This is a genomic window from Hyphomonas sp. FCG-A18 (assembly GCF_045287255.1).
In the GTDB taxonomy this organism is placed as follows: Bacteria; Pseudomonadota; Alphaproteobacteria; order Caulobacterales; family Hyphomonadaceae; genus Henriciella.
The window spans coordinates 1856406-1879797 of sequence record NZ_CP137142.1 but is presented as its reverse complement, the minus strand read 5'-3'; the positions used below and the strand labels follow the sequence as shown (position 1 = coordinate 1879797).

The following is a 23392-nucleotide window of genomic DNA, read 5'->3' as shown; positions in this document are numbered from 1 at the left end:
TGGTGTCCTTAAAGTCGGGGCGAGGGGTGCGCTTTTTTGCCAAAAGGGTCAAGTGCGGGATCGCCGCAAGTCCTGCATAATAGTTTGTCATCTGTTTTAGGGTGTTCCGAGCGCTGACGCTTAGAAAATCGTGGGTACAAGACAAATCGTATGAGGCGCGATAAAGACGATTCCCATGACAATCAGCTTACCTGAAATGATTTCGCTTGGGGCCTATTTCGCTCTGATGTTGGCCATTGGCCTTTACGCCTATCGAACATCGACCAGTGATGTTTCGGAATACATGCTTGGTGGACGCAAACTGCATCCTGCAGTTGGTGCTTTATCAGCTGGGGCGTCGGACATGAGTGGCTGGATGCTGATGGGCTTGCCGGGCGCGGTTTATGTCGGTGGTTTTTCCGCCGCCTGGATTGTCGTTGGTTTGTTGATTGGTGCTTACCTGAACTATCGCTTCGTAGCGCCCCGTCTTCGTGTTTATACGGAGATGGCGAATGACTCGATTACCATTCCGGACTTTTTCGAGAACCGGTTCAATGATCGCTCGCATGCCTTGCGGCTGATCTCGGCTCTGGTAATCATCATCTTTTTTACGCTCTACACATCCGCTGGGATCGTCGCGGGTGGAAAGCTGTTTGAAGCCTCGTTTGGGCTTGATTATCAATTAGGGCTGTTCCTCACAGCCGGCGTTGTCTTGGCTTATACTGTGATTGGCGGGTTCATGGCGGTCAGTCTGACGGACTTTGTGCAGGGCTGCATCATGTTCATCGCGCTGGTTCTGGTTCCGGTGATCGCTTTCTTTGCGATTGGCGGGATAGGCGGCGCAGAAACCAGTATTGTCGAAGCGACGGTTCCTGCGGGCACAGATTCAGGTACGCAGTTCTTTTCGCTTTGGCCTGAAAGCATGACCTTGTTAGGCTTTATCTCGCTCATGGCTTGGGGGCTCGGCTATTTCGGCCAGCCGCACATTATCGTTCGGTTCATGGCCATTCGTAGCCTGAAGGACGTTGCTGTCGCCCGTTGGATCGGTATGAGCTGGATGTTTGTGACCGTCCTTGGGGCGGTTCTGGTCGGCTATGTTGGCGTCGCATATGTTCAGCAAAACGGATTGCAGGCAGACCTGTCTGACCCGGAAACCATCTTCATTTTGCTGAGCCAGACCCTGTTCCATCCACTTGTGTCCGGCTTCTTGTTGGCAGCCATACTCGCTGCGATTATGAGCACGATCTCCTCGCAGCTTCTGGTCTCATCCAGTTCTTTGACAGAGGATCTGTACAAGACTTTCCTGCGCCGGGAAGCGAGCCAGTCAGAATTGGTCCTGATTGGGCGGGTTGCGACGATCGTCGTTTGCCTCGTCGCAATTGCTTTAGCGTTTGATCGCTCCAGCAATATTCTCTCACTGGTTTCAAATGCATGGGCCGGATTTGGCGCCGCATTTGGGCCAATCATCTTGCTAAGCCTGTTTTGGGGTAAGATGACCCGCGATGGCGCACTCGCCGGCATGATTGTCGGGGCAGGGACTGTTCTGTTCTGGCTCTATGCGCCTATTACAATTGATGGGCAGAGCCTCTCAAGCGTGATTTATGAGATCGTTCCGGGCTTCCTCATGGCAGGGGCTTCCGCAATTATAGTCAGCCTGTTTGGCCGAAACGTGAAAGCAGATGTCGCCAAAGGCTATGCGGACATGCGCGAGGTCATGGTGAAAGCGGCGAGCTAGCGCGCGTTAGGCCTCGCCGCCATCCATGTGCAGGAAAGCTGGATCGATCCCGATCTGCTCAAGCGTGGCTTCCCACTTTGCGGCATAGTCAGCGCTGAACACCAAATCTGGGATGGGGTCTGCAACGATCCAGGCATTCTGGCTAAGCTCATATTCCAGCTGCCCTGGTCCCCAGCCAGAATAGCCAAGGCTCAGCACTGATTTGCGCGGGGACGCGCCACTGGCCATGGCCACAAGCACATCCCGCGTTGCCGTCATACATAGGCTGTCAGTGACAGTCATCGTTGCGCCATCACTGAAATAGTCATTGGAATGGATGACAAAGCCACGATCGGTGCCAACTGGTCCGCCATTCAACACCGGGACTTCGGGCAGTTTTATATCCTGCTCAATGCCTAGCTGATCAAAGAGATCAGGCAGGGTAAGATTATCCATCGGATCATTCAGGACCAGCCCCATGGCATAGCTCTCGGCATGGGCGCAGACGAGGATCACGGCTCGCTCGAACCGATCATCGCCAATCCCGGGCATCGCCACCAGCAATTTGCCTGTCAGGCCATCTGTGTCTGTTTCATCCATGGCGAAGAGGCTGACGGAACTTTCTTGGCTTGGCAAGCGACACATCGCCCTTACATGGCAGGTAAGTCAAAACAGGAGAGACGGCGATGACAATCAAGGTTGGTGATAAACTTCCCGAAACGACCTTCATGGAAATGACGGCAAATGGACCAGAACCGCGCAGCACGGCGGACGTGTTCGCGGGCAAGACGGTTGCCATGTTTGCTGTACCGGGCGCCTATACGCCGACATGTTCTGCCAAGCACCTGCCGGGCTTTGTTGAGAAGCAAGGCGAGCTGGCCGCCAAAGGTGTGGACGAGATTGTCTGTACATCCGTGAATGATGTTTTCGTTATGGGGGCATGGGGCAGCGAGAGCGGCGCGGATGGCAAAGTACGCATGCTTGCCGATGGCAATGGTGACTTTGCCAAGGCGATTGGCCTTGAGCTGGATGCCAGTGGTTTTGGTATGGGCAGCCGGTCTCAGCGCTACTCCATGCTGGTCAAAGATGGCGAAGTGGCTGAGCTGAACGTTGAAGATGGCGGCGGCTTTGCCGTGTCCAGTGCAGAGCACCTGCTCGGCCAGCTCTAAATAAAGCGAAAAGAGTCACGGAATCGTGTGACAACGGCGTATCTGGAGGACAGATGCGCCGTTTTTCGATGATAAATTATTGAAAAACGGAAAATGTCTTCCCACATGAACTATTGGTCATAATCAGGGAGGACCAAAAATGGAATCTCAACTTATCCTACTTGGCCTTTTGGCGGTTGCTGCTTTTGTCTTGCTGACTTCAGCGGTGAAAGTGGTCCCGCAAGGCTTTAATTTCACGGTCGAGGCGTTTGGGCGTTATACGCGCACGCTGGGGCCTGGCATGCACTTTCTGATCCCGTTCTATCAGCGCGTTGGGCGCAAGATGAACATGATGGAGAGTGTACTCGATATCCCGACACAGGAAGTGATTACCCGCGATAATGCGCAGGTATCCTGTGACGCGGTTGTGTTTACACAAGTGATTGATCCGGTTGCTGCCGCTTATGAGGTGAATAATCTTGAAAACGCGATTACCAACCTCTCGCTAACCAATATCAGGACAGTGGTTGGCTCAATGGACCTCGATGAAGTCCTGTCTAATCGCGATGACATCAATGCGCGTTTGCTCTCAGTGGTTGATTCTGCGACCAACCCTTGGGGCGTGAAGGTCACTCGGATTGAGATTGCCGATCTTTCTCCACCAGCCGACATCACCGAAGCCATGGCGCGCCAGATGAAGGCCGAGCGCCTCAAGCGTGCGGAAATTCTGACCGCTGAAGGTGAAAAACAGTCAGCCATTCTGCGTGCCGAAGGGGAAAAGCAGTCTACTATCCTTGAGGCTGAAGGGCGCCGGGAAGCTGCTTTCCGTGATGCTGAAGCGCGTGAGCGTGAGGGTGAAGCCGAAGCCAAAGCGACAGCCTTCGTATCTGAAGCGATTGCCAAGGGTGACGTTAACGCGATTAATTACTTCCTTGGACAGCAATATGTTGCCGCCTTTGAGAAGCTGGCGATGGCGGGTGGCAACAAGACGGTTATCATCCCGGCTGAGTTCAGCTCAATCCTCGGCACGATTGAGGGCATTAAAGGCCTCACCGATGCGGCCAAGGATGCGACGACGGCCCGTCTAGGGGTGCCACCAACAGGGGGTAACTAATGGACGGTCTTGATTTCTCTCTGTGGCCGCCCACGGCCTGGCACTGGCTGGCCCTGGGACTGTTCCTGATCTCGGTTGAGATGGTTTTGGGGACATTTGATCTGCTCTGGATCGCGATAGCCGCAGCTTTGACATCAGTGTTCGCGGCGCTCGCCCCGGCTGAAATGGCCGCCTGGCAAGGGCAATTGATTGTCTTCGCCATCGCCTCGACAGGCTTGTTCATTATGGGACGCACAGTGTTTCGCAAAATGCGTGAGAATATTGAGGAGCACCCAACGCTGAACAAGCGTATGGCCGGAACCCTTGGTCAGCGCGGTGTGGTTGCTACAGACTTTGTTGGCGGCTCGGGCCGGGTGAAGCTTGGCGATACCGAATGGTCAGCCCAGACGGTCGATGGCAGCAATCCGGTGAGCGGCACCGGCGTCATTGTCGAAGACACGGCAGGCAACAGCCTGAAAGTCAAAGTCGCTTAAGAGCGTTCTTACACATCTCAATTGATGACGGCGGGCAGAAGCTCGCCGTTTTTCTATGTTTTCGACCAGCGCGCGCAGATGGCGGTAGGTAGCAGGCGGTCATCATGGGCATGCGGGATCGCCATTTCGCCCATTTCAATCTGCCCGCCCAAACCCTTCAAGTGTCCGGCGAGGGCCTGCGCCAAGGCGATATGAGACAGGCGCACGGCATAGGCCGTCAGGATTACAAAGAGTGGTTCGTCAGACAACAAAGCGCGGACATTGGCGAGGAGGCCGGGCAGGTCTTCCTCAAACCGCCAGGTTTCATTCTTGGTCCCGCGTCCGAATTTCGGAGGATCAAGCACGATGGCGTCATAGCGATTGCCGCGGCGGATCTCGCGAGCGGTGAACTTCATCGCATCATCGGCGATCCAGCGGATGGGCTTGTCCTCCAACCCGCTTATGGCCTGATGCTCTTTGCCATAGCCATTCGATTTGGGGCTGGCATCCAGGTGCGTGACTTCGGCGCCAGCTTGCGCGGCTGCAAGGCTCATCATGCCTGTATAGCCAAACAGGTTGAGCAGTTTGACCGGACGGCCTGCGCTACGTATTTTCTCCTGGGCAAAAGCCCAGTGAACGCTGTGTTCCTGAAACAGGCCAAGATGCCGGAAAGGGGTACGGCGCGCATTCAGATGCAGACCACGCCACTCCATTGGCCACTCGTTAGGGGCTGCGGGGTTCAAAAGCCGCCAATTGCCGCGATCATCATCGCCGGATTTTGCATCAAAATGTGCATCGGCTGTCCAGTTTTCTATCGGGGCTGCAGGGGGCCAAAAGGCTTGTGGGTCGGGCCGGATTACGGTCTGGCTGCCAAACCGTTCGAGCTTCTGCCCATCGCCGCTATCAAGCAGGCTATACTGGTCGTTGTTCCATTGATCAGCAAGGAAAAGGGTGGACTTCAGTTCCATCAGGCAAACCCTCTCTGACGCCAGCCTTCATACAGCATGATCGCGGTGGCCTGCGCGAGGTTGAGGCTATCGGCACCGCCACGCATTGGGATCAAACAGAGCGTATTGCACTCGGCTTCAACCGCATCCGGCAAACCTGATTGCTCATTGCCCATCAGTATCAGGCTGGGTCGTACGAAATCGACACCAACATGACTGGTATCGCCGTTTACGCTGGCGGCCACCATGTTCAGTCCTGCCGTCTTGCGCCAGATATTGAAGGTCGCAAAATCTGCACGAGCCAGGCGAACATCAAATAGCGACCCCATTGAGGCCCGCACGGCTTCCACACTGTAAGGATCACAGCATTGTTCGATCATGATCACGCCTGCAACATCCGCGCAGTCAGCGGTCCGCAGGATCGTGCCGAGATTGCCGGGGTCGCGACATTCATAAAGGCCAATCCATAGACCCTTATGACTGGTATCAAGATCATTCAGTGTGAGTGGGCGCTGTTTGATGGCAGCGATCACAGATTGCGGATTATCCTTGCGGGCGATCGACCCGGCGAGACGGTCAGGCACCTGAAGGACGTCTCCGCCAGCTGCAGAAACTCGCTCAGCAAGCGCTTGAACAAAGTCTCGTTCACTACCGGAATTAGAGATCACAAGTGTCTCAACCTCCCAGCCTGCCGCAAGCGCCTGTTCAATCAATCGCGCGCCTTCAGCCAGGAAAAGGCTGTTTTCTGCACGGCCTTTCTTGCGTTCCAGGCTACGAAGCCGCTTAATGCGAGGATTGCTTGCTGAGCTTATAAGGTCGGGGGAAACAGTCATGATGGCCCGTGTAACATGCACTTGTGTGATTCCAAGTCATGATGCAGATGTATGGCATCGCGCAGTCTGAAGGGGAGATTGCAAATGAGTGCTTATAATACGATCGTTGCTGGCCTCTCAGCCTCGGGACTGGTCTTGCTTGGTTTTGTTGCCACGCATGGTCAGTCAGACTTCCATATGAGTGCTGCGCAGATGCAGGCCACTTTGCAAGCCAAGGCTGAGGCAGCTTTGCATGATGGCGATTTCGGCTGGGCTACAATCACTATGGATGGTCAGGTCGCCACGATTACCGGGAATGCTCCAAGTGATGGTGCCATAGCGGCAGCCCAGCAGCTTGTGCTGACGTCAGCCGGACCAGGTGGCTGGTTGCGAGGCGGTATTGTTCGCGTCGAAACCGAACTGACGGAAGCAACTGAAGTTTCAGTCGTTTCGCCTTTTGTCTGGCGGGCGACCAAGACAGAAGGGCAAGATTATATTCTGACTGGTGTTGTGCCGAGTGAAGCGTTGCAGACTGAGTTGGCGACAGCAGCAATGTCGGTCATGCCGAATACACTGAGTGATCGTACGAAGCTTGCGGAGGGTGCGCCAGATGGTGACTGGGGTGAAATTGCCAAGTTTGGCCTCACGCAATTGCAGAAACTGGATTCCGGCGAGGCACGACTAACGGACAGGGTGCTTAAGGTTAGCGGTATCGCGATGGATGATGCCAACCGCATTGCCGTAACAGCGGCTGTTTCTAACCTTTCAGACCCATGGCAGGGCATCGCGCGGATTTCCGGCCCAAGTCTATGGACCGCAGAACATATAGATGGCGCTTTAGTGTTGTCGGGCAGTTGTGAGACGGATGCTGACCGGGCGGAGATTGCCCAGATTGCGCAGACCCATTTTGATGGACCAATCATTGATAATATGACTGTAGCGGACACCCAGTATGAAGACTGGATTCAAGGTGTACGCCTTGGATTGCCGCATTTTACACAGTTTGAAAGTGGTGAAATGGCCTTTGAACCCGAAGAAATCGGTTTCACTTTTGATGGAGAGGCTTCAACCTCAACCTTGCAATTCTTGCGTGAAGATATGGGCAAGCTGGAAGGGGACTATGCTGTCACGATTGATGCTGAGCCTGTTGCTGTGATTCTTGAGGAGCTGCAGGGTGTTGATCTTGGCGATGACCCTTTGCAGGCTTGCCAGGCTTCCTTTGATCTGATCATGGATGCCAATGCGGTTATGTTTGAAACCGGAAATGCCGTTATCTCGCGGGAAAGTGGTATCACCCTCGACAAAATTATGGCTGTCTCTGACACTTGTGCAGAGACACTGCTTTTCGAGGTTGGCGGACACACCGATACAAGCGGCGCCAGAGAGGCGAACATGACTCTCAGTCAGGATCGCGCGCAGGCTGTCGCCAACTATATGAGAGATGCAGGATTTGAGGCAGAACGCCTTATTGTCAAAGGCTATGGTCCGGATATCCCAAAAACGGACAATGAAACACCCGAAGGACGCGCCATGAACCGGCGTATTGAATTTACCGTTCAGGAGCGGAGTGAATAGATGCAGTGGCTTATTTCCCAGATCTGGATTTTGCTGGCGGTCGCAGGCTTTCTCGGCCTTATCCTTGGGTTGGCTTTGCGTGGCCTGATGGGCGGGAACAAGCTTCGCCGGGCCACGGTTGAACGTGATGTTGCACGTACGGAGCTGGGACAAGCGCGCGCGGAGATCGATGCGCTCTATGCGTCGCAACGTAAACTAAAAGAAGAGAATGCCGGGCAGGGCGCTGTACCTAACACCCAGGAAACAGATGCGCTGAAAGCTGAAATTGGTGTCCGCGATCAGCGTTTGAGCGAACTTGAAGCGGCGCTTCAAAGCGCGCGGGATGATCTTGAAGTGGCTCAACAGGCCCATGCTAGCGCCGAAACGAATGCAGATGGTATCAAGGCCACTGGTGCTGCGCTTGCAGGCGCAGCTGTTGGTGCTGTCCTTGGTGGCGATGGTGACAAGGTTCGTGAGCTTGAGGAGCGTAATGTCTGGCTTGAGGAGCGTATTCAGGCGCTTGAGGCTGATATTGAGACACTCGGACAAGCGAGCGCTGAAGTTGTCGCTCCTGCGCCTGTTGAGAGCGATGAGGCAGAGACGTCGATCAATCTGACGAAGCTGGAATGGCAGAATACCTACCTTCGCCAGCGCGTAGAGGCCCTAGAAAATCGGATGACGGTGACCCCGGTTTTGGCTGTCGACAATGAGGCAGAACCTGCAGAGGCAGAGACTGCTGAAGTCCCAGTTGTTGAGGCGAATCCGCAGCAGGATGAGGAAATGGCGCGCTTGCGTTGGCGTAACCGCTATCTTGAAGGGCGTCTGGCTTACTATGAAGAAGAAGCCAATGCCGAAGACCTGGCTGAGGCGACACCCGAACCGGAACCTATCCAAGAAGAGGTAATGGAAGACGCGGTTGAAGAAGCCCCCGCTGAAGAGCCTCAGGTCGATGATGCGGGTGATGTTGAAGTTGAAGAAGAGACTTCGGAGACCGAGGTATCTGAAGCTGAGCCTGAAGTCGTAGAAGAAGCAGAGTCTGAGCCGGCTGAAGAAGCACCACAGGAAGAGGCTGCTCCAGAGGAGACTGCCGAAGAACATCCTGCAGAAGCTGTGCTGCGCAGTCTCGAGGGCGATGAGGCTGAGAGCGAAGAAGCAGAAGTTCCAGAAGAGGCTGTTAGTGATGCCGGTGAGGCCGCCCAGCCAGAAGCCTTTAACGAGCCCAAAGATGGCGGCGATGACCTGACCGCTATTGGTGGGATCGGGCCGCGCATTGCTGAAGTGCTGAATGGCTTAGGCATTTGGACGTATGCGCAAATTGCGTCTTGGACGCCGGAAAATGCTGCATGGGTCGAGGAGCATTTGTCTTTCAAAGGCCGGGTTGAACGCGAGCAGTGGATCGCGCAAGCTAAGGCCCTGATTGAATAAGTGTCTTCAGATTAAGTTCAGGTCGGGCATGCCAATCTGAACGCTGGCTTTACCGCGTGATGTTCTGGGGTATGGTAAATGGACAAAGGGAGAGATGGCATGATTGACCACGAAACAATTGAAAACGCTGAAAGCGTTGAGTTTGACAGTGCAATTCTGAAAGACGCTCCAACCGTCCGGATGTCGCGTCGTGGGATTATCAAAGGTCTCGCCTGCGGAACGGTTGTGCCGATCCTGTCGAGCTGTTCGACCAATCCAGAAACCGGGCAGTCGCAGTTCATCATGTTTGGTGAGCAGCAGATTGCGTCAATGGCGGTCACGGCCTGGTCAGATATGAAAAAGCAAACCCCACAAACAAGCGATAGTCGTTTGCGCTCTCGCGTTCTTAATATCTGGGAGCGGATTGAGAACGGGGCCACGGCCGCCAGTGCTTCAGGCCGCAAGTGGAATCAGGAAGACTGGGAAGTTGCTGTTTTTGACACTGATGACGTCAATGCATTCGTAATGCCGGGGAATAAAGTTGGTGTTTATCGGGGTATCACTGAGCTGACAGAAAATGATGACCAGATATCATCCGTCCTAGGGCACGAGCTTGGGCATGTTGCCGGGCGTCATGCGGCCGAACGGATGTCTGTCCAGATGGCTTCACAGGTTGGCCTCGTAGCCGGGTCGATTGCGATTGCTCAGACCGAAACAGGCCAGAAATATGGAAATGAGATCGCTGCTCTCGGCGGTGCAGCCCTGCAGTTCGGGGTCATCCTGCCATACAGCCGCCGCCATGAATTAGAGGCTGATAAGCTCGGCGTCGATTATATGCACAAGGCTGGCTATGACGTGAAGCAGGCGCCGCGTTTGTGGGAGTTGATGGATGCCAAGAGCGCCGGGAACCGTCCGCCAGAATTCATGTCCACGCATCCTGACCCGGCGCGCCGGGCGGTTGAGCTCAGAAACTATATTAATGCCAAAGGCTATGCGCTGATCTAGGGTTCATCGCGGTGTGCATTCTTTTTCTGCTGAAGCACCCCTGTGAGGACATGGGGGTGCTTCATGCGTTATAGAGAGTGGGCGCGCCCAATTGCAGGTGCGGAAACGTTTCCTTCGGCTTTGTCTATCACGCTTCACGGCGATGATGACGTCACGCAAAGTAAGGATGATGAATGACTGAGCGACTTGAGGCTGATTATGTGATCGTTGGAACCGGTGCGGTCGGTATGGCGTTTGCGGATATCCTGATCCATGAGTCTGATGCTGATATCATCCTGATCGATCGGTATGCCAAGCCTGGCGGGCACTGGAATGATGCCTATCCTTTTGTTCAACTGCACCAGCCTGCAGCCTATTACGGGGTCAGTTCACGCAGACTTGAAACCGGGGCGCGCGAGCAGGGTACTCTCAATGCGGGTTTAGAGGAGCTATCCAGCGGCGCTGCTATTCTTGCTTATTATGATGACCTGATGCGGCAAGATTATCTGCCAACTGGACGCGTTCGCTACTTCCCGATGTGCGAGTATCACAAGGATGGACACTTCACCTGTAAGCTCACAGGGCAAGTGCGGACGGCACATGCGCGTCGAAAACTGGTCGATTGCAGTTTCCTCAATACATCGGTTCCCAAAACACATAAACCGAACTTTTCGATTGATGAGGATGTGCGGTTCCTGCCCCTGAATGACTTGCCAACCATAACAGATGCCCCTGATGGGTTTGTCGTGATTGGCGGCGGCAAGACAGGCTTGGATGCATGCTTGTGGCTACTTGAGCAAAGGGTTGATCCCGATGACATTACCTGGGTCATCAGTCGTGATGCCTGGTGGTTGGACCGTGAGAACACCCAAACCCATATCGACTTTTTTGATCAGACAATGGGTACGCAAGCGGCCATGATGGAAAGCATCGCTGCGGCAAGCGATAAGGATGACATGTTCGATCGGCTTGAGGCGTGTGGCTATTTCCTCAGGCTTCATGATGAGGTGCGTCCAACCATGTTCCATGGCGCAACGATCTCAAGGGCCGAACGGGATGAAATTCTCAAAATCAAGAATGTGGTTCGTATGGGGCATGTGCAGCATATTGGCTCTGATAAGGTCACGCTTGCAGAAGGTATTATCTCGACAACGCCAAATACTGTGCATGTTGATTGCTCTGCGAGTGCTCTTAAGGCGCTCACACCGCGCCCTGTTTTTGAGGGCACCTTAATCACACCACAGATGATCCGGCCCTTTCAGCCTGTTTTCAGTGCGGCTCTGATTGCCCACGTTGAGTTGAATTTTGGAGATGAGGCCAAGCAGAACATTCTCTGTACGCCTGTGGCTTTGCCAGACGCCGACATTGATTTCATTCGCTTTACCTCAACTGGATTCATGAACCAGTATATGTGGTCGCAGGAACCAAAGGTGCGGGACTGGATGACCCATAACCGGCTGTCAGGGCCGGTGAGTATGCTAAACGAAGTTTCTCCTGATGATGTTGAGAAGAAAGCCGTGCTCCGGCGCATGCGCAGTGCGGCTCCGATGGCGGTTGCGAAGCTTGCCGAGTTTAAGGCGACCTACAATATCGATTAGGCGTACAATTAGCGACATACTATTAGAACGCTTCTGTGTGCCTGTCTCTTGACGTATGGAGATGAATACGGTTTACGCAGCGCTTCGTCCTTCGGGGTGAAACACATTTGTCTGTGGGAGGGTCGCCAGACCGCACCACGGGCCTTCTCAACCGGCGGCCGGATCGAAAGACCACCGGCCACTTTAATCAAGCCAGAGAGGTTATCATGGCTAAGAAACTGCTGGGGCAGCTGAAGCTCCAGATTCCTGCAGGTGCGGCGAACCCGTCTCCGCCTGTCGGCCCGGCGCTGGGTCAGCGCGGCATCAACATCATGGAATTCTGTAAGGCGTTTAACGCCAAGACAGAGAAGATGGAAAAAGGCCTGCCGCTGCCTGTCGTCATCGATTACTATCAGGACAAGTCTTTCACATTCATCGTGAAAACGGCGCCTGCGTCTGTTCTGCTGAAGAAGGCCGCTGGTCTGAAGTCAGGCAGCCAGGAACCAGGCCGTAGCGTTGCCGGTAAGGTCACACGTGCCCAGTGCCGTGAGATTGCCGAGGTTAAAATGGCTGACCTGAACGCCAACGATCTTGATCAAGCGACAAAGATCATTGAGGGCTCTGCGCGCTCAATGGGTCTGGAAGTGACGGAGTAAGAGAGATGGCTGGAAAACGTTATCGCGCCGCCGCTGAGGCCGTAGATGCTGACAAGGCTTATGCTGTCAGCGAAGCTGTTGCTCTGGTGAAATCCAATGCAACATCCAAGTTCGATGAGACAATCGAGATTGCGGTCAATCTTGGTGTTGATCCAAAATACGCTGACCAAATGGTTCGCGGTGTTGTCTCTCTGCCATCTGGTACAGGTAAAGACGTTCGCGTCGCTGTTTTCGCTCGTGATGCGAAGGCTGACGAAGCCCGCGAAGCTGGCGCAGAGATCGTCGGCGCTGAAGACCTTATGGAAGAAATTCAGAACGGTAAGTCTGACTTTGATCGCGTCATTGCCTCACCAGACATGATGTCTGTGGTTGGACGTCTTGGTAAGGTGCTTGGCCCACGCGGCCTGATGCCGAACCCGAAGGTTGGTACGGTTACGCCAAACGTGGCGCAGGCTGTTAAAGATGCCAAAGGCGGCTCGGTTGAGTTCCGCGTTGAGAAAATGGGCATCGTGCACGCAGGTATCGGTAAGGCATCCTTCACTGAAGATGCGATCGAGAAAAATGTTCGTGCCTTTGTGGGGGCGCTTATGAAGGCCAAGCCATCAGGCGCAAAAGGTACGTATGTGAAGCGGATCACGCTGAGCTCAACCATGGGCGCTGGTGTCATGCTGGATACAGGTGACGCGCTTCCTGAAAGCTAAGTCTGCCCAATATTTTTTAGAATGCCCGTCAAAGAAATTTGGCGGGCATTTTTCATTTGCATGTCCCTTTGATTTATCGTTAGTCGGCATTCTGATAATTTGGGGAGATATTTTATGTTGAAGATTATTGCGGCCTCTGCAGCGCTATTCGGTTTAGCGGCCTGTGTTTCCGGACAGACCACAGAGTATTCTGGAAAGCGCGCGGATTACAGCAACAAGACCACCATTGAAGCCAATGAAGATGGTGAAGAGGTGATTTGTCGTAAGAAGCCACAAACCGGCTCTCGCGTACGCATGACCAAGCGCTGTGCGACGCAGGCAGAATGGGATGCTTACGATGAGGAAGTTCAGCGTCGCATGAAGGACATGACGAATGCGCGCCAAGCGCCTCTCGAGTAAGCTCTTGACTTTTGTGAATTAGGGGGTTGCCCCCTTGTGGATGACGCGTTAAGGAACGCGGCTTGCGGGAGATCGGCATTTTGGCGGTCTCCCGTTTCCTGTCCGAGACCATGGGTGGCTTCTCTAAGAGGCGTAAATCCCCTGATAGACGGGGTGATGCAGGTTGGTCTGTGGATTTCACAGATTTGACTGGTCTGCTGAGGCCCTGGGCAGGCGCTGGAATCGGCGTCTTAGACGCCGGTAAAGGCAACCCCAGGCGCCCGGATGGTCCGGTCGCCTTGTTTGAAGGAGATCCGTAATGGATAGAGCCGGAAAAGCCGAAGCCATCAAAACGCTGGAAGGCGTTATTGCTGACTCTGGCAGCGTCATCGTGGCGCGTTACACCGGTCTTTCAGTTGCGGAGATGACTGAGTTCCGTGGCAAACTGCGTGAGCAGGGCGCTGTTGCGAAAGTGGTCAAGAACCGTCTCTTTAAGAAAGCGCTTGATGGAAAAGGTGGCGACGCAGCTGATGCTATGTTCGTTGACCAGACCATTATCGCTTATGCAGAGGATCCTGTTGCTGCGGCAAAGGGCGCTTCTGAATTCGCTAAAGATAATGACAAGCTCGTTATCATTGGCGGTCTTATGGGTGACGAGATTCTTGATGCGGCGGGCGTTGACGCGCTCTCCAAAATGCCATCTCGCGAGGAGCAAATTGCTACTGTTGTTGCCCGTCTACTTGGACAGGCAAGCCAGATTGGTCAGCGTCTTGCGGCGCCAGGCCAGGGCCTGGCCGGTGCTATCAATGTGATCGGCGAGAAGGCAGCAGCGTAAGGTCGTATCCCCAACAAAGACCAGCAAACACACATCAACCCCAATTAGGACATCAGGAATTATGGCTGATATCGCAAAACTCGGTGAAGAGCTTCTTGGCCTCACCATTCTGGAAGCAAAAGAGCTCAACGATTTTCTCGAAGAGCGTGGTATTAAAGCGGCAGCAGCAGTTGCTGTAGCTGGCCCTGCAGGCGGCGGCGATGCCGGCGGCGCAGCGGCTGAAGAGAAAGACGAATTCGACGTCATTCTTAAGGACGGCGGCGCCAAGAAAATTGGCGTAATTAAAGTCGTTCGCGAAGTCGTTTCTGGCCTTGGCCTGAAGGAAGCGAAAGAGCTCGTCGAATCTGCTCCAAAGCCAATCAAAGAAGGCGTCTCAAAAGACGAGGCCGAAGAGCTGAAGAAAAAATTCGAAGAAGCCGGCGCGACCGTCGAGATCAAGTAAGGCTTCTGCCCCGGTTCGGGGCTGTAGAGTACGGGGCAGTCACGCGCGAGAGGCTGTTACCGGTTTGAGTAAGCGCGGCAAAGTCATTCTGGCTTTGCCGCGTCCTCGCGTTTCAGGCGACACGCCGCTTTTGCCTTCGAGGTGATGCGGCAAAATACGGGACACAAGATGGCACTCTCTTTCACAGAAAAGAAACGCATCCGCAAATCCTTCGGTAAAATCCCCGAAGCCATCGATATGCCAAACCTCATTGAGGTTCAGCGCTCCTCATATGAACAATTCCTACAGATGCACACGGCGCAAGCTGAGCGCACAGACGATGGTCTGGGCGGTGTTTTCAAGGGTGTTTTCCCAATCGTTGATTTCAACGAGCGGGCGTCTCTGGAATATGTTTCATACGAGTTCGAGCCACCGAAATTTGATACAGAAGAATGTATGCAGCGTGACTTGACCTACGCTGCGCCGCTGAAGGTTCGTCTTCAGCTGGTTGTTTTCGACATTGACGAGGACACGGGTGCAAAATCCGTCAAGGAAGTTAAGGAGCAGGAAGTCTACCTCGGTGACATCCCGCTGATGACCAATAAGGGGACGTTCATCGTGAACGGAACCGAGCGCGTTATCGTATCTCAGATGCACCGGTCGCCGGGTGTGTTCTTTGATCACGATAAGGGCAAGACTCACAGCTCTGGTAAGCTGTTGTTTGCTGCTCGGATCATCCCATATCGCGGTTCATGGCTCGACTTTGAGTTTGACGCCAAGGATATTCTGAATGTTCGCATCGACCGTAAGCGTAAACTGCCAGCGACAACGCTGCTGATGGCGCTTGGTTATGATGCTGATCAAATCCTCGACATGTTCTACACCCACTCTGTCTATCGCCTGGACAAAGCGGGTTGGATCTGTGGTTTCAACCCGGATCAGTGGAAAGGTCAGAAGCCTGACTTTGACCTCGTGGACGCAGCTTCTGGTAAGGTCGTTGCGCCTGCGGGCCGTAAGATCACAGCGCTTGCGGTTAAGCGGATCGCTGAGGGCGGCACAGATGAGCTGCTGCTGCCGACAGCGGCCGTTGAGGGCAAGTTCCTCGCGCGTGACATCGTCAACCGCAAGACCGGTGAGATTTATGGTGAGTCTGGTGACCTGCTGGACGAAGAGCTGCTTGCTGAATTGCGTGACCAGAAGGTCAAAGCGATCGAGATTCTCGACGTTGACAATGGTGGTCGTGGCCCATGGCTGCGCAACACGCTGAAAGCTGACAAGAATGATACCCGTTTTGAGGCACTGTCTGACATTTACCGTGTTATGCGCCCGGGTGAGCCGCCAACCCAGGAGGCGGCTGACGCATTGTTCAATCAGCTCTTCTTCGATGGCGAGCGCTATGATCTCTCGGCAGTTGGCCGGGTGAAAATGAACACCCGTCTGAAAGTCGCGGTTGAGGGCTTCGAGCCTGCCGAAGATACCGTTCGGACACTGCGCAATGACGATATTCTTGGTGTCATGAAGGTCATCCTCGACCTGAAAGATGGCAAGGGTGAGGTCGACGATATCGACAATCTCGGTAACCGCCGTGTTCGTTCTGTCGGTGAGCTGATGGAAAACAATTACCGGATCGGTCTGGTGCGCATGGAGCGCGCGATCAAGGAGCGTATGGGCTCTGTTGACATCGATACGGTGATGCCGAACGACCTGATCAATGCTAAGCCGGTTGTTGCGTCTGTACGTGAATTCTTCGGCAGCTCGCAGCTGTCTCAGTTCATGGACCAGACGAACCCGCTATCAGAGATTACGCATAAGCGTCGTCTTTCGGCGCTTGGCCCGGGTGGTCTGACGCGTGAGCGTGCGGGCTTTGAGGTGCGCGACGTGCACCCGACCCACTATGGCCGGATCTGTCCGATTGAGACACCGGAAGGTCCGAACATTGGTCTGATCAACTCGCTCGCCACCCATGCGCGCGTCAACAAGTATGGCTTCATCGAGAGCCCGTACCGTAAGGTGGTTGATGGCAAGCTGACCGATGAGGTGGTTTACCTCTCTGCAATGGAAGAGCAGCTCTACAAGATTGCTCAGGCCAACACGCAGGTTGATGAGAAGGGTGAGCTCGTCAATGAGTTCGCTAACTCCCGTGTCAACGGCGAAGCGATGCTCGTTCTGAAAGAAGAAGTCCAGTACATGGACGTCTCGCCGAAACAGGTTGTGTCTGTTGCTGCGGCACTGATCCCGTTCCTTGAGAATGACGATGCGAACCGCGCGCTGATGGGCTCGAACATGCAACGTCAGGCCGTGCCGCTGGTGCAAACCGATGCGCCACTGGTCGGGACGGGTATGGAATCTGTTGTGGCTCGTGATAGTCGCGCAACCATCATGGCGTCTCGCTCTGGTGTGATTGAGCAGGTGGATGCGACCCGTATCGTTGTCCGCGCGACTGAAGAGCTGGAAGGCCGGTCCGGTGTAGACATCTACCGCCTGTCCAAATTCCGTCGCTCGAACCAAAACTCGTGCATCAACCAGCGCCCAATCGTCAAAGTGGGCGATGAGGTCAAGAAGGGCGACATCATTGCCGATGGCCCATCAACAGACCTTGGTGAACTGGCGCTTGGCCGTAACGTGCTCGTCGCGTTCATGCCCTGGAATGGCTACAACTTTGAGGACTCGATCCTGATTTCTGAGCGTATTGTGCGCGACGATGTCTATACATCGATCCACCTTGAAGAGTTCGATATTGCCGCGCGCGATACCAAGCTTGGCCCGGAAGAGATCACCCGCGATATTCCGAACGTTGGTGAAGAAGCTCTGCGGAACCTCGACGAAGCCGGTATTGTTGCTGTCGGAGCCGAGGTGAAAGCCGGCGATATTCTGGTTGGTAAGGTGACGCCGAAAGGCGAGAGCCCAATGACACCGGAAGAGAAGCTGCTGCGCGCCATCTTTGGTGAGAAAGCCTCTGACGTTCGTGACACATCTCTGCGTGTGCCTCCGGGCGATGCCGGTACAGTTGTTGAGGTGCGTGTGTTTAACCGCCACGGCATCGACAAGGACCAGCGGGCTCTGCAAATCGAGCGGGAGCAGATCGAGCAGCTGCAAGAGGATAAAGAGGACGAGCAGTCCATCCTTGAGCGCAACACTTATTCTCGTCTGAAAACCTTCCTCGTTGGCAAAGACGCTGCGGCTGGGCCAAAAGGCTTCAGCACAGGCAAGATCACTGCCGATGCGCTGGAAGAGGTTCGCGAGAGCGAACTTTGGGACATTGCTCTGAAGTCTGAGAAGCATCAGGCTGAGATTGATGACCTGCAGAACCGCTTCAATGAGTCGATCCGTGAGCTTGAGGCTCGCTTCAACGACAAGGTTGATAAGGTCCAGCAGGGCGATGACCTGCCACCAGGCGTGATGAAGGTTGTCAAAGTCTTCCTCGCTGTGAAGCGTAAGCTGCAGCCGGGCGACAAGATGGCCGGACGTCACGGAAACAAGGGTGTTATTTCTAAGATCAACCCGATCGAGGACATGCCTTTCCTTGAGGATGGCACACCGGTCGACATCGTTCTGAACCCGCTCGGGGTTCCATCGCGGATGAATGTCGGACAGATTCTCGAAACCCACCTTGGTTGGGCTGCAGCGGGTCTGGGCAAGATGGTGACGGAATCGCTTGCCGAATGGCATGAGAACAATGATGCTGATGCCCTGCGCAAGACACTTCAAACCGTCTATGGTGAAGGTGAAGAGCTGCCGGATACCGAAGAGGAACTGGTCGAACTGGCCGGGAACCTGCATAAGGGTGTGCCGATGGCGACCCCAGTGTTTGACGGTGCCCGCGAGCCAGACATTGTCACCATGCTGGAGCGCGCAGGCCTTGATGGATCAGGTCAGTCTATCGTGTTTGATGGACGGACCGGTGAGCAGTTCAAGCGCCCGGTAACGGTTGGATACAAATACCTGCTGAAGCTGCACCACCTGGTGGATGAGAAGATTCACGCCCGCTCAACCGGGCCGTACTCTCTCGTCACCCAGCAACCCCTGGGCGGTAAGGCTCAGTTCGGTGGCCAGCGCTTCGGGGAGATGGAGGTCTGGGCTCTTGAAGCTTACGGCGCCGCCTATACCCTGCAGGAAATGCTGACGGTTAAGTCGGATGACACGGCGGGCCGGGCCAAGGTTTACGAAGCGATTGTCCGCGGGGATGATACGTTCGAAGCTGGTATCCCGGAGAGCTTTAACGTGCTCGTCAAGGAAATGCGGTCTCTTGGTCTCAACGTCGAGATGATCGAAGCTGATAATGAGGATGGTGGATCACCAGTGGCCGCTGAATAAGCGGTCACGGTTGCCTCGCCGTTGAACGAGGCAAAGTCTTCCAGATAAAATAGGCCGGACGATCCAGGAGAAAATCCGGCCCAACGCCCGAAGGAGCAGGCACCATGCGCCAAGACGTCGCCAGCATCTACAAGCAAAAAGAAGAAGTCCCGAGCTTCGAAGCCATCAAGATCACCATTGCCAGCCCGGAAAAAATCCGCAGCTGGTCTTCTGGTGAGATCAAGAAGCCGGAAACCATCAATTACCGGACGTTCAAACCGGAACGTGACGGCCTGTTCTGTGCTCGTATCTTTGGTCCGATCAAGGATTATGAGTGTCTATGCGGGAAGTATAAGCGCATCAAATATCGCGGTATTATCTGTGAGAAGTGCGGCGTTGAGGTCACTCTTGCCAAGGTGCGCCGCGAGCGTATGGGCCACATTGAGCTGGCCTCTCCGGTTGCGCACATCTGGTTCCTGAAGTCTCTGCCCTCCAGAATTGCGACCCTGCTCGACATGACTCTGAAGGATGTTGAGCGCGTTCTGTACTTTGAAAGCTATCTGGTCATCGAACCGGGTCTGACCCCGCTTGAGCCGATGCAGCTGCTCTCTGAAGAAGAGTATATGGACCTGCAAGACGAGCATGGTGAGGACGCTTTCACCGCGATGATCGGTGCTGAAGCGATCAAGGAAGTGTTTGAAAACATGGACCTTGAGCTGATGGCCGACACGCTTCGTGACGACCTCGCTGAGTCGACTTCAGAGCTGAAAACCAAGAAGTTTTCCAAGCGTCTGAAAGTTGTCGAAGCGTTCCTTGCCTCTGGTGCCAAGCCAGAGTGGATGATCATGACAATCGTGCCGGTTATTCCGCCGGATCTGCGTCCACTCGTGCCGCTGGATGGTGGGCGATTTGCGACCTCTGACCTGAACGATCTGTACCGCCGTGTGATCAACCGGAATAACCGCCTGAAGCGCCTGATGGAGCTGCGCGCGCCGGACATCATTATCCGGAACGAGAAGCGTATGCTTCAGGAGTCGGTGGATGCGCTGTTCGATAATGGTCGCCGTGGTCGTACGATTACCGGGACCAATAAGCGTCCGCTGAAATCTCTGTCAGACATGCTGAAAGGTAAGCACGGTCGTTTCCGTCAGAACCTTCTGGGTAAGCGCGTCGACTATTCTGGTCGTTCGGTCATCGTGGTTGGCCCGAACCTGAAGCTGCACGAGTGTGGTCTGCCGAAGAAGATGGCGCTGGAGCTGTTCAAGCCGTTCATCTACGCCCGTCTCGACGCGAAAGGTCTTGCTGGTACAGTTAAAGCCGCGAAGAAGCTGGTTGAGAAAGAAAAACCGGAAGTCTGGGACATCCTCGAAGAGGTGATCCGTGAGCACCCGGTTATGCTGAACCGTGCGCCGACTCTGCACCGTCTGGGCATCCAGGCATTTGAGCCGAAGCTGATCGAAGGTAAGGCAATTAACCTGCACCCACTCGTCTGTGCGGCGTTTAACGCTGACTTTGACGGTGACCAGATGGCGGTTCACGTGCCGCTGAGCCTTGAGGCCCAGCTGGAAGCGCGCGTGCTGATGATGTCTACAAACAACATCCTGTCCCCTGCGAATGGTAAGCCGATTATCGTTCCATCTCAGGATATCGTTCTGGGTCTCTACTACCTGTCGCTCGACAAGGATAAGGAGCCGGGCGAGGGCATGGTTATCTCTGATATGGCCGAGCTTGAGCTGGCTCTGTCGACTGGGCAACTCTCCCTGCACGCTAAGATCAAGGCGCGTTACGAGACGGTCGATGCTGATGGTAATCCGGTTGTGAAGATTCTGGATACAACACCAGGTCGTTACATGATCGGTGATATCCTGCCACGACATCACCAGATTGATGCCGATGTCCTGTTGAACCAGTTGATGGTGAAGAAGAATGTTGGAAAACTGATTGATGAGGTCTATCGGACCTGTGGTCAGAAGGCGACTGTGATCTTTGCTGACCGCCTGATGGGCCTTGGTTTCCGCGAAGCGGCGAAAGCCGGTATTTCCTTCGGTAAGGATGACATGAAAATCCCGGCCAGTAAGGTGAAACTGGTTGAGCAAACCAAAGAGCAAGTGACCGAGTATGAGCGTCAATATGCCGATGGTCTGATCACCCGTGGTGAGAAGTACAACAAGGTTGTTGATGCCTGGTCGACCTGTACTGACAAAGTTGCTGACGCGATGATGGATGCGGCGGGTGAAGCCGAGATCGACAAGGATACTGGCCGCCTGAAAGAGACCAACTCGGTCTTCATGATGGCCCATTCCGGTGCGCGGGGTTCCAAGAACCAGATGAAGCAGCTGGCGGGTATGCGTGGTCTGATGGCTCGTCCGGATGGTTCGATTATCGAAACACCAATTATTTCGAACTTTAAGGAGGGTCTGACCGTTCAGGAGTACTTTAACTCCACCCACGGGGCCCGTAAGGGTCTCGCCGATACCGCTCTGAAAACAGCGAACTCAGGTTACCTGACGCGCCGTCTCGTTGACGTTGCTCAGGACTGTATCGTCAATGAAGATGATTGCGGTACGGATCAGGGCATCGAACTGTCTGCGGTTATGGAAGGCGCCGATGTCGTCGTCTCTCTGAGCGAACGTATTCTGGGCCGGACAACTGGCGAGGACGTCAAGGCACCGAAATCCGGTGACCTGATCGCGCCAGCCAACACCTATATTGATGAGGCTCTTGCCCAAGAGATCGAGGACGCTGGTGTTGATCGCATCAAGGTGCGCTCGCCATTGACCTGTGAAACCAAGGTTGGGGTCTGTGTTGCGTGTTATGGACGTGATCTGGCACGCGGTACTGTCGTCAATAAAGGTGAAGCGGTCGGGGTTATCGCGGCCCAATCAATTGGTGAGCCAGGCACCCAGCTGACCATGCGGACCTTCCACATTGGTGGCGCGGCGTCTGTGGCTGAGGAAAGCTCTACCGAGGCTCAGGTTGAGGGTAAGATCAAGTTTGAGAACCCAACCTTTGTTACCCGTGAAGACGGCGCGATGGTTGTAACTGGCCGTCACATGATCATCTCGGTTGAAGATGCTGATGGTCGTACGCGTCAAACCTTCAAGCCGACCTACGGCACGACCCTGTTTGTGAAGAACAAGAAGAAGGTCAAGCCGGGTGACAAGATTGCCGAGTGGGATCCATTTGCGCAGCCAATGATTGCCGAAGTCGCTGGTACGGTCCGTCTGATTGATATCGTCGATGGCCTGACGGCACGCGAAGAAACGGATGAAGCAACCGGTATTTCGTCTCGCGTGATCATTGATGGGCGTGGCTCGAAAGGTGCCGACCTTCGTCCGTCTATCATGCTGGTGGACGATAAAGGCGAGGCTCTGTCTCTGCCGAACGGTAATGAGGCCCGTTACATGCTGTCACCAGGGGCGATTCTCTCGGTTGACGATGGCGATGTGATCAATGTTGGTGAATCCATGGCGCGTGTCGCAACAGGCGGTGCGAAAACCAAGGATATTACCGGTGGTCTGCCACGGGTTGCTGAACTGTTCGAAGCTCGCCGTCCGAAGGACCATGCGGTGATCGCTGAGATTGATGGCCGGATTTCCTTCCTGCGCGAGTACAAACAGAAGCGTAAGATTGCGATCATTCCGGATGATCCGGAAAAAGAAGCCATTGACTTCCTGGTGCCAAAGTCCCGCCGTCTCGACGTGCAGGATGGCGACTATGTGAAGCGTGGTGACTATATCATCGATGGTAACCCAGCGCCGCAGGACATTCTGGCGACCATGGGGATTGAGGCTCTGGCCAACTATCTCGTCGATGAGGTTCAGAAGGTTTACCGTCTGCAAGGGGTGCCGATCAACGATAAGCACATTGAAGTGATCGTTCGCCAGATGCTGCAGAAGTTCGAGGTTACCGATGCCGGGACAACGACGCTGATCAAGGGTGAGCATGTTGATGCGCTTGAGCTTGAAGAAGCCAATGCCGCCATCCGCCGCTCACGCAAGCAGGATCAGCGTGAAGCGACAGCGGTTCCAGTTCTGCTCGGGATCACCAAAGCGTCGCTACAGACACGTAGCTTCATCTCTGCGGCGTCGTTCCAGGAGACAACCCGCGTTCTGACCGAAGCTGCCCTTCAGGGTAAGGTTGATACGCTGGAAGGTCTGAAAGAGAATGTGATTGTTGGGCGTCTGATCCCAGCTGGTACAGGTGGTGGTATGCGTCAGTTCCGCCGCGTCGCCGGCGAGCGTGACAAGAAACTGCGGGCCAAGCGCGAAGCTGCTGCGGCTGAGGCTGCTGCCGCTCTGCCAGCGCCGGACGCGGCCGAATAAGCTTTGCTTTAGAGCTTAATTTTGAAAGGCCGTGCTTTGTTTGAGCGCGGCCTTTCGCTTTGTTGACGTCTGATTCTAAAGGTCAAGCTGGTGTCATT

18 protein-coding genes are annotated in these 23392 nt (G+C 54.6%); 15 read left to right on the top strand and 3 right to left on the bottom strand.

The window, feature by feature from the left end:
• Positions 1–175 precede the first annotated feature (175 nt).
• Positions 176–1714 (top strand): sodium/proline symporter PutP, encoded by a 1539-nt coding sequence (gene putP, locus RYZ27_RS09335; protein ID WP_406679228.1) that lies wholly within the window; start codon positions 176–178, stop codon positions 1712–1714.
• 6 nt (positions 1715–1720) lie between these two features.
• On the opposite strand, the gene RYZ27_RS09330 is transcribed toward putP, so the two are convergent.
• Positions 1721–2293: a YqgE/AlgH family protein gene (locus RYZ27_RS09330; protein ID WP_406679227.1), complete on the bottom strand. Its 573-nt coding sequence runs from the start codon at positions 2291–2293 to the stop codon at positions 1721–1723.
• Positions 2294–2379: 86 nt separating this feature from the next.
• On the opposite strand from RYZ27_RS09330, the gene RYZ27_RS09325 reads away from it, so the two are divergent.
• The 3 genes from RYZ27_RS09325 (at position 2380) to RYZ27_RS09315 (ending at position 4428) form a co-directional block, all read left to right on the top strand.
• Positions 2380–2862, top strand: a complete 483-nt coding sequence (locus RYZ27_RS09325; protein WP_406679225.1) for a peroxiredoxin — start codon at positions 2380–2382, stop codon at positions 2860–2862.
• A 139-nt stretch (positions 2863–3001) separates the two neighbouring features.
• The gene (locus RYZ27_RS09320) at positions 3002–3955 is read left to right on the top strand and encodes an SPFH domain-containing protein (RefSeq protein WP_406679223.1); all 954 of its coding nucleotides are present in this window, start codon (positions 3002–3004) and stop codon (positions 3953–3955) included.
• The gene (locus RYZ27_RS09315; protein ID WP_406679222.1) at positions 3955–4428 is read left to right on the top strand and encodes an NfeD family protein; all 474 of its coding nucleotides are present in this window, start codon (positions 3955–3957) and stop codon (positions 4426–4428) included. Before RYZ27_RS09320 ends, RYZ27_RS09315 begins: the two co-directional genes overlap by 1 nt.
• A 53-nt stretch (positions 4429–4481) precedes the next feature.
• On the opposite strand, the gene RYZ27_RS09310 is transcribed toward RYZ27_RS09315, so the two are convergent.
• Positions 4482–5375 (bottom strand): class I SAM-dependent methyltransferase, encoded by an 894-nt coding sequence (locus tag RYZ27_RS09310; RefSeq protein ID WP_406679221.1) that lies wholly within the window; start codon positions 5373–5375, stop codon positions 4482–4484.
• Positions 5375–6187, bottom strand: coding sequence for a TrmH family RNA methyltransferase (locus tag RYZ27_RS09305; RefSeq protein WP_406679220.1), 813 nt, complete (start codon positions 6185–6187; stop codon positions 5375–5377). Before RYZ27_RS09305 ends, RYZ27_RS09310 begins: the two co-directional genes overlap by 1 nt.
• An 84-nt stretch (positions 6188–6271) precedes the next feature.
• Here RYZ27_RS09305 and RYZ27_RS09300 point away from each other — a divergent pair, with 84 nt between their 5' ends.
• The 11 genes from RYZ27_RS09300 to rpoC all read left to right on the top strand — a co-directional run bounded on the left by RYZ27_RS09300 (position 6272) and on the right by rpoC (position 23294).
• On the top strand, positions 6272–7741 hold the full coding sequence (locus RYZ27_RS09300) for an OmpA family protein (RefSeq protein WP_406679219.1): 1470 nt from the start codon (positions 6272–6274) through the stop codon (positions 7739–7741).
• A complete protein-coding gene (locus RYZ27_RS09295; RefSeq protein WP_406679218.1) occupies positions 7742–9145 on the top strand; it encodes a hypothetical protein in 1404 nt (467 codons plus the stop codon).
• A 99-nt stretch (positions 9146–9244) separates the two neighbouring features.
• Positions 9245–10129, top strand: a complete 885-nt coding sequence (locus RYZ27_RS09290; protein WP_406679217.1) for a M48 family metallopeptidase — start codon at positions 9245–9247, stop codon at positions 10127–10129.
• A gap of 173 nt (positions 10130–10302) precedes the next feature.
• The gene (locus RYZ27_RS09285; protein WP_406679216.1) at positions 10303–11706 is read left to right on the top strand and encodes an NAD(P)/FAD-dependent oxidoreductase; all 1404 of its coding nucleotides are present in this window, start codon (positions 10303–10305) and stop codon (positions 11704–11706) included.
• Positions 11707–11912: 206 nt separating this feature from the next.
• Entirely contained in the window at positions 11913–12341 is a 429-nt protein-coding gene (gene rplK, locus RYZ27_RS09280) for a 50S ribosomal protein L11 (RefSeq protein ID WP_406679215.1), read from the top strand.
• Between the two features lie 5 nt (positions 12342–12346).
• Entirely contained in the window at positions 12347–13042 is a 696-nt protein-coding gene (gene rplA / locus RYZ27_RS09275) for a 50S ribosomal protein L1 (RefSeq protein ID WP_406679214.1), read from the top strand.
• A 114-nt stretch (positions 13043–13156) separates the two neighbouring features.
• Entirely contained in the window at positions 13157–13441 is a 285-nt protein-coding gene (locus RYZ27_RS09270; RefSeq protein WP_406679213.1) for a hypothetical protein, read from the top strand.
• A gap of 298 nt (positions 13442–13739) precedes the next feature.
• Entirely contained in the window at positions 13740–14255 is a 516-nt protein-coding gene (rplJ, locus tag RYZ27_RS09265; protein WP_406679212.1) for a 50S ribosomal protein L10, read from the top strand.
• 61 nt (positions 14256–14316) lie between these two features.
• On the top strand, positions 14317–14697 hold the full coding sequence (gene rplL, locus RYZ27_RS09260) for a 50S ribosomal protein L7/L12 (RefSeq protein ID WP_406679211.1): 381 nt from the start codon (positions 14317–14319) through the stop codon (positions 14695–14697).
• Positions 14698–14865: 168 nt separating this feature from the next.
• Positions 14866–18990: a DNA-directed RNA polymerase subunit beta gene (gene rpoB / locus RYZ27_RS09255; protein WP_406679210.1), complete on the top strand. Its 4125-nt coding sequence runs from the start codon at positions 14866–14868 to the stop codon at positions 18988–18990.
• Between the two features lie 104 nt (positions 18991–19094).
• The gene (rpoC, locus tag RYZ27_RS09250; protein WP_406679209.1) at positions 19095–23294 is read left to right on the top strand and encodes a DNA-directed RNA polymerase subunit beta'; all 4200 of its coding nucleotides are present in this window, start codon (positions 19095–19097) and stop codon (positions 23292–23294) included.
• Positions 23295–23392: the final 98 nt, after the last annotated feature.

Bases quoted from the DNA above. Each gene is read 5' to 3' on its own strand.
- putP (WP_406679228.1), top strand. From the start codon at position 176: ATGACAATCAGCTTACCTGAAATGATTTCGCTTGGGGCCTATTTCGCT.
- RYZ27_RS09330 (WP_406679227.1), bottom strand. From the start codon at position 2,293: ATGGATGAAACAGACACAGATGGCCTGACAGGCAAATTGCTGGTGGCG.
- RYZ27_RS09325 (WP_406679225.1), top strand. From the start codon at position 2,380: ATGACAATCAAGGTTGGTGATAAACTTCCCGAAACGACCTTCATGGAA.
- RYZ27_RS09320 (WP_406679223.1), top strand. From the start codon at position 3,002: ATGGAATCTCAACTTATCCTACTTGGCCTTTTGGCGGTTGCTGCTTTT.
- RYZ27_RS09315 (WP_406679222.1), top strand. From the start codon at position 3,955: ATGGACGGTCTTGATTTCTCTCTGTGGCCGCCCACGGCCTGGCACTGG.
- RYZ27_RS09310 (WP_406679221.1), bottom strand. From the start codon at position 5,375: ATGGAACTGAAGTCCACCCTTTTCCTTGCTGATCAATGGAACAACGAC.
- RYZ27_RS09305 (WP_406679220.1), bottom strand. From the start codon at position 6,187: ATGACTGTTTCCCCCGACCTTATAAGCTCAGCAAGCAATCCTCGCATT.
- RYZ27_RS09300 (WP_406679219.1), top strand. From the start codon at position 6,272: ATGAGTGCTTATAATACGATCGTTGCTGGCCTCTCAGCCTCGGGACTG.
- RYZ27_RS09295 (WP_406679218.1), top strand. From the start codon at position 7,742: ATGCAGTGGCTTATTTCCCAGATCTGGATTTTGCTGGCGGTCGCAGGC.
- RYZ27_RS09290 (WP_406679217.1), top strand. From the start codon at position 9,245: ATGATTGACCACGAAACAATTGAAAACGCTGAAAGCGTTGAGTTTGAC.
- RYZ27_RS09285 (WP_406679216.1), top strand. From the start codon at position 10,303: ATGACTGAGCGACTTGAGGCTGATTATGTGATCGTTGGAACCGGTGCG.
- rplK (WP_406679215.1), top strand. From the start codon at position 11,913: ATGGCTAAGAAACTGCTGGGGCAGCTGAAGCTCCAGATTCCTGCAGGT.
- rplA (WP_406679214.1), top strand. From the start codon at position 12,347: ATGGCTGGAAAACGTTATCGCGCCGCCGCTGAGGCCGTAGATGCTGAC.
- RYZ27_RS09270 (WP_406679213.1), top strand. From the start codon at position 13,157: ATGTTGAAGATTATTGCGGCCTCTGCAGCGCTATTCGGTTTAGCGGCC.
- rplJ (WP_406679212.1), top strand. From the start codon at position 13,740: ATGGATAGAGCCGGAAAAGCCGAAGCCATCAAAACGCTGGAAGGCGTT.
- rplL (WP_406679211.1), top strand. From the start codon at position 14,317: ATGGCTGATATCGCAAAACTCGGTGAAGAGCTTCTTGGCCTCACCATT.
- rpoB (WP_406679210.1), top strand. From the start codon at position 14,866: ATGGCACTCTCTTTCACAGAAAAGAAACGCATCCGCAAATCCTTCGGT.
- rpoC (WP_406679209.1), top strand. From the start codon at position 19,095: ATGCGCCAAGACGTCGCCAGCATCTACAAGCAAAAAGAAGAAGTCCCG.